Below are 6,453 nucleotides of genomic sequence, written 5' to 3'. Positions count from 1 at the left end.
GCCAGCAGCACTGCCGCCGGCACCGCCCGCAGGCGGGCGCTCAGGTTCAAACGTCGGATCATCACGGACCTCACTTGATGACGCGCACGGCGGCGGTGGACGTCAGCTTCTTCTGCACGCCCTGGTGCATGAAGTTGGCCGACACCGTCAGCGGCACGTCGCTGCCTTGCGGGATGTTGTTGTCCACCAGCGCCTTGTCGAAGGTGACCACCAGCGTCTTGCCGTCGGACGTGGTGCTGGCACTGACGGCCGGGAAGGTCTGCTGCGTCAGCGGCGTCTTCAGCTGCACGTTGCCGTCCAGCGTGTAGCCGGCGGGCAGCTTGAAGGTGGCCGTGACCAGGCCTTGCACGCTGGTGAACACGCCGTTGGCCGGGCGCAGGTTCAGCGTGTTGGGCGTGAACTGCAGCGCGCCGGGTTGTTCCTGCGCGGCCAGCGTCACCGTGACCTTGCCGGTGGGGCGCGGGTCGGTGCAGTCGTTGTAGTAGTACTCGCCCTCGCGGTCGAACTTGTACTGCGCCGACTGGCCCGGCTGCAGCCGGAAATTGAACTTGCCTTCGAAGTACTGCGTGGCGCAGTGCTCCTTGAGGTTGCCGCTGCCGGCCACGCCGAAGGTGGCATCGCCCGGGTTGGTGAAGGTCACCGTGGTGCCTACCGGCACCGTCAGCCGGCTGGGCACCATCGAGCCCGTGGTCACGCTGTCCTTGGTGGCGGTGGCCGTGGCGTTGTTGCGGGCCAGGTAGATGGTGTTGGCCGGCATGTCGGTGCCGGCGGTGTTGTCCACCGGGCGCCGCAGGTTGGTGATGGGCACCGGGGCCGGCGCTTCGCTGCTGCCCGAAACCACCACCGGGTTGGCACGCGGGCCGGTGGTGTACACCGCCTTGCCGCCGAGCTTGAAGGCCCACACCGCGGCGCCCTGCCCTTGCTGGGCATAAGGCTGGGTGCCGGCCATCGCGGGCATGGCGATGTACTGCTCGCCATTGACGGTGTAGGTCACCACGCCCGAGGCGCTGGGCGCACCGGTCTGGAAGCGCCACAGCTCCTGCCCGGTCTGGGCGTCCATGGCCACCAGCCAGCCGTCCACGCGGTTGATGAACAGCAGGTCGCTGGCCGTCACCAGCGGGTGGTTGCCGTGCGCCACGTCGCCGCCCAGGCCGAAGTACTGGCGCCACACCGGCAGGTTGGTGGAAGCGTCCACCGCCACCACGCCGCCGGTCTGGTAGCCGCCGATCTGCCGTAGGCCGTTGCCGCCCTGGAAGGCGCCGTGCGCCACCGGGTTGTACGACATGCCGATGTAGCGCAGGTTCAGCCTGGGGCTGATGGACACGTTGGACCAGTCGGCCGCACCGTTCTGGCTGGTCATCGACAGGGACATGCTGCTGTCGTTCCAGTGCGGGTCGTACATGCAGCCTTCACGCGTGCCCGACAGGTACTGCGTGTCGTTCTTCAGGTAGTTGTCGGGGTTGAGCACCAGCTTGTACTGGCCCGGCTTCTCGGGGTCGGGCTGGGCCTGGTAGCCGTTCCAGTTGGGCACCGCGCGGTTGGGCGCGCCGGGCACTTCGGAGCCCAGGTTCTGGTAGACCAGGCACTGTTCCTGGAACGGGCCCGACGCCGGGAACGGCTGCGTGGTGGGCTGCGACTGGCGCGCATCGGTGGGCACCTGCCGGTACACCACCGGCAGGGCCGGCTTGCCGTTGGTGCGGTCCAGCACGAACTGGTGGCCCGACTTGCTGCCGTAGTACACCACCTTGCGCGTCTGGCCGCCGATCTGCACGTCGGCCAGGCTGGGGGTGTGCACGTTGTCCATGTCCCAGACGTCGTGCTTGACCGACTGGAAGTGCCACTTGTAGCTGCCGGTCTTCAGGTCCAGCGCCACCAGCGAGCTGGTGAAGAGGTTGTCGCCCGGGCGGTCGCTGCCCCACTGCGCGCCGGTGCAGCTGCGCGGGTTGCCGAAGGTGACGTACAGCATGCCCAGCTCGGGGTCGAAGCTGGGATGGATCCACGACGAGCCGCCGGCATTGAGGTAGCACTCGTTGGGCGTGTCGTTGGGGCTGTTGCGGGTGGTCCAGGTGTCGCCCGCATCGAAGGTGGTGCCGTTGACGTCGGTGAACTTGGTGCCGTGCGGGTAGGCGCTGTAGAACACCCACTGCGTGGCACCGTCGCTGGCCCGCACCGCCACCATGGCGCCGCGGCCGTTGTCGTTGGTGCCCTGGTACACCATGCCGTCGTGGTACATGGTGGCCACCTTGCCGATGCCGCCGATCGCGGTGCCGTTGTAGGTGGGCACCACGGCCCAGATCAGCGCGCCGGTTTCCTGGTTCAAGGCCACCATGCGGCCGCCGGCCGCGGTGGTGTAGACACGGCCTTCACCCACGCTGACGCCCCGGTGCTGGTTGATGCCGCCAAAGCCATTGGCCTCCACCGAAGGCTGCCACTTCCACTTCACCGCGCCGGTGGCGGCATTGAGCGCCATCACGCCGCCGCCCGGGGTGTCGAGGTACATCACGCCGTCCACCACCACCGGGGTGGTCTGCTGGCCGACGGCGGTGTTGCCGGGGCCAGGCACCGGCTGCGTCACCGGTTCCACGTTGGTGTGCACCACCCAGGCGGGACCCAGGTTCTTGATGTTGCCCTTGTTGATCTGCGTCAGCGACGAATAGCCCTGGCTGCCCAGGCTGCCGTGCACGAAAGGCCAGTTGTTGCCGGCAGGCGCCAGGGCCGACTGCGCCAGCACGGCGGTGCTGGCCGAAGCGGCCATCGCGATCAGCGCAGCGGTGGCGATGTGACTCATCTTCATCATGGGTGTCCTCGTGGAGGTGAAGGCAGCGGCTTGTGCGCTGCCACAGGGATGCAGGGCCGTGCACGGGCGCGGCGGCGCAACAGGGCGCCGCCGGCTCAGCCGGCAGGTCGTCAGGGATCGGGCATGGCGCGGGGCCGGCAGGCGCCGGCGCATCGTGTGCGGCGGGCTGCGCGGGCGCGGGCGCGCCGCGGCTAGGTGGCCGGGATGGGCGGATGCTGGGTCATGGTGTCTCCTCTTTGAATGTGCGGTGCGCATCCAGGGCGCAACCGTCGGACCGAAGGTTGCCAGCGAAGCTCAAAACCATTCCAATATTCTTGAAATCGTTCAAAACTTGAATGGCATTGCCAGGAGACACAAGCAGCGTGAGCGGAGCCCTCGAGAAGTCCATCGCCATCATCGAATACCTGGCCGCCCGTCCCGACGGGGCGCCGCTGGCCGCCATCGCCACCGACCTGAACCAGCTGCGCAGCGCCTGCCACCGCACGCTGCAGGAGCTCATCGGCTATGGCTACGTGCGTGCGCTGCCGCTGCGCGGCAGCTATGCGCTCACCAGCAAGCTGGCTTCGCTGGGGTTGAGTTTCCTGAGCAAGTCGGGCGTGGTGGACATCGCCCAGCCGCTGATCAACCGCATGGCCGAGCGCACGGAAGAACTGGTGCGGCTGGCCATCGTCGACGGTGAGCGGCTGACGCTGGTGGCCAAGGCCCAGGGGGCCCGCTCGGGCCTGCGCTACGACCCCGACATGGGCATCGAGCTGAACCTGTCTTGCAGCGCCGCCGGCCATGCCTGGCTGATGACGCTGACCGAAGACCAGGCCATGCAGGCGCTGGCCCGCCAGGGCATGGGCGACCGCGCCAGCTACGGCCCCAATGCGCCGCGCAGCATCAAGGCGCTGATGACGCTGCTCAAGGAGCACCGCAAGCGCGGCTTCAGCCTGGTGCGCGAAACCTATGCGCCGGGCATGAGCAGCATGGCCGCGCCGGTGCAGCGCCGCGGCGAGCCGGCCACCGGCGTCATCGTGGTGGCCGGGCCTTCGGTGCGGCTGACCGAAGCGCGCATGCTGCAGTTCGGCCCCGAGCTGATGGAGGTGGCCGCCGAGATGGCGGTGGCAGGCAATGCATCGCCCTTGATGCAGGCGGCCAACATCGGCACCTGGGGCAACCGCACCGATGGCGCGCCGGCCGTGGTGCGGCGGGTGATGGGGCGTTGAGCGGCGGCTACTTGTCTAGACAAGCCTGCGCGCCAGGCCCAGGCTCGAAGTCGACCACGTAGCGGTACTGCTTGCCGCAGCGGATCAGCACCTCCTTCTGGCCGCGCTTGAGGATGCGCATCTCGACGCTGAGGTCGCCGAAGCCGTCGTGCTGCAGCAGTTCGTCGAAAAGTTGGCACAGGCGGGCCCGGGCCCGGTCGCTGGGTTGCTCCGTCATGGTGAGGTGGGGGGTGGGAGTGAAGGTGTTCAACGTGCGCCGTCGATCCGGGCGGAAACCAGTTCCTGGGTGTCGCTGCCGCTGGTCATCTTCAGCAGCACGCCGGTGCCGGCGGCCAGCCAGCGCTGGCTGGTCTGCACGTGGCCGCCACTGACCAGCCGCTGCTCGAAGCGGCAGGCCTGGGCAAAGCTGCCGGCCGGCACCTGCACCGTCTCCAGGCCGGTGAAGGTGAGCGTGGCTTCGCTGCTCCAGGTGGCGGTGCTGGCCGTGGTGGCCGCGGCGCCCAGGCTCAGGCGGGCGCTGGCCGATGCACTGCGGCTGCTGTCGGCGGCCAGGCCGAAGTCCAGCTCAGGCAGCGCGGGCGACAGCACGATGGCCTGGGTGACGGTGGCGCCGCCCTGCACGAACTCGCTGCGCGTGGCCAGCAGCCGCAGCAGGCTGCCGTCCAGCAGCAGGTGATGCTGGCTGCTGGACAGCTGGTCGGGCTGTCCCGGTGTGCGCACGGTTTCGGCCACGGCCAGCCGCCAGGCGGTCTGGCCTTCGATCCTGGCCGGGCCTTCCGCGGTGCTGGTGACCTCCACCCGCTGGTCCACCCCGCCCCGCCGCAGCGCGTATTCGTAGCGCGCGACGGTGCCGGCCTGGGTGTAGAGCGCGGTGTTCAGGCAGGCCTGGGCCGTGGCGGGAGCCGGCGCGGGGCTGGGTGCGGGTGACGGTGGAGGCGCTGGTGCGGGGGTGGGTGCGGGCGCAGGCGACGGCGCAGGAGATGGCGCAGGCGAAGGGCCCGGCGCTGGCGCTGGGCTTGGCGCAGGCGCGGGTGAAGGCGCAGGAGATGGCGCCGGCGCCGGCGCCGGCGCCGGCGCCGGCGCGGGTGCGGGTGCGGGTGCGGGTGCGGGTGCGGGTGCGGGCGCGGGTGCGGGTGCGGGAACAGGGCCCGGTGCCGGTGCAGGCACGGGCGCCGGTGCAGGCACCGGCACCGGCGAGGGCACAGGCACCGGCGCCTGGCTGGCCGCCGGCAGCGGCCCGCCCCCACCGCCGCTGCCACCGCCGCAGGCCGCGGTGGCCGAGGCCATGGCCAGCAGCCAGGCCCAGCGGCGCCAGCGCCCGCAGCGGCTCATGGCCGGCAGGCCGGGGCCGGCGCCATCGGTGGCCAGGGTCATCGACTTCAGGCTCATGTTCAAGGTGCTTTCAGTACTGCGCGGTGATCGACAGCCGCAGGCTGCGGCCGGGGCCTTGCAGGCCGATCTCGTTGCCGAGTTCGTCGCCGGCATGGCACCAGTGCTTGTCGAAGACGTTGTGGATGCCCAGCTGCAGCGTCACCCGCTCGGTGGGCCGCCAGAAGGCATACACGTCCTGCTGGGTGTTGGCCGCATGCACGGTGCCTTGTGAAGTCACCTTGCCGCACCACTGGGTGTTGGCATTGAGCTGGCGCGCTTCCGACACCTTCTGGTCCCAGATCTGGCGCAGCCGCCAGCCTGCTTCCCAGCGGCCCTGCTGCCAGCGGCGGCCCAGGCTCAGGTTCGCGGTGGTGCCCGGTATGCCGGCGAAGAACGGACGCGCCGGTTGACCGTCGCGCCAGCGCTCGGCCAGGATGCGCGACAGACCGAAGCTGCCGTAGACCTCGCGCCGCTCGTGCTGCACTTCCACTTCCACGCCGCGGCGCTTCTCGCGGAAGGGCTGCACCACGCGGCCGTCTTCGGCCGCCAGGTAGCTGGCGCCGTTGAGGTGGCGCGAGTCGATGCGGTAGAGCGTCAGCCGGGCCTGGGTGCTGGCGCCCGAGGCCCAGCGTGGCGGCGTCCAGGCCAGCGTCAGCTCGCGGTTGAGCGATTCGGTGGGCTGCACCGCATCGCCACAGCCATGGGGCAGCAACTGGCCGCCCTGCCCGTCAAGCAGCCCGCCGCAGGGGTTGGCCGCTTCCATGCCGAAGTAGTCGTTCAACAGCGGTGGCCGAAAGCTCTGAATCACGCGGTAGCTCAACCACCAGGCCGCGCCAGGCTTCCATGCCAGGCTCAGGCTGGGTGTGTGGCGCTCGAAGCGGTAGCGCGCGGGTTCGCCCGCAGCCTGCCGCATCAGCGCCGCGGGGCCGTCGGCTTCCAGCGTGTAGCGGTCCCAGCGCAGGCCGGGTGTCACCGTCACGGCGCCCAGCGTGAACGCATGCTGCAGCACCCAGGCCACCGACGAGCGGGTGCCCGGCGGCTGCTGCGCATCGAAGCCATCGGGGTAGCGGCCATCGG

Annotated in this window: 5 protein-coding genes; 1 reads left to right on the top strand and 4 read right to left on the bottom strand. The window is 70.2% G+C overall.

Annotated elements, in window-relative coordinates; translation table 11 throughout:
• Nucleotides 1-70: 70 nt before the first annotated feature.
• A complete protein-coding gene (locus ABNT58_RS13615) occupies nt 71-2,794 on the bottom strand; it encodes a PQQ-binding-like beta-propeller repeat protein (protein ID WP_348754009.1) in 2,724 nt (907 codons plus the stop codon).
• Between the two features lie 365 nt (nt 2,795-3,159).
• Between ABNT58_RS13615 and ABNT58_RS13610 the strand changes: the two genes are divergently transcribed.
• Entirely contained in the window at nt 3,160-4,005 is an 846-nt protein-coding gene (locus tag ABNT58_RS13610; RefSeq protein WP_348754008.1) for an IclR family transcriptional regulator, read from the top strand.
• 7 nt (nt 4,006-4,012) lie between these two features.
• On the opposite strand, the gene ABNT58_RS13605 is transcribed toward ABNT58_RS13610, so the two are convergent.
• The 3 genes from ABNT58_RS13605 to ABNT58_RS13595 all read right to left on the bottom strand — a co-directional run.
• Complete coding sequence (locus tag ABNT58_RS13605; protein WP_348754007.1) at nt 4,013-4,222, bottom strand: hypothetical protein; 210 nt, start codon at nt 4,220-4,222, stop codon at nt 4,013-4,015.
• A 29-nt stretch (nt 4,223-4,251) separates the two neighbouring features.
• Complete coding sequence (locus ABNT58_RS13600; protein ID WP_348754006.1) at nt 4,252-5,394, bottom strand: hypothetical protein; 1,143 nt, start codon at nt 5,392-5,394, stop codon at nt 4,252-4,254.
• Between the two features lie 13 nt (nt 5,395-5,407).
• Nucleotides 5,408-6,453, bottom strand: a 1,046-nt coding sequence (locus ABNT58_RS13595) for a TonB-dependent receptor (protein WP_348754005.1), incomplete at its 5' end; no start/stop codon positions are given.

Source organism: uncultured Aquincola sp., from assembly GCF_964001545.1.
In the GTDB taxonomy this organism is placed as follows: domain Bacteria; phylum Pseudomonadota; class Gammaproteobacteria; order Burkholderiales; family Burkholderiaceae_C; genus Aquincola.
The sequence above is the reverse complement of the archived record's forward strand: the minus strand, read 5'-3'. Positions and strand labels throughout refer to the sequence as shown.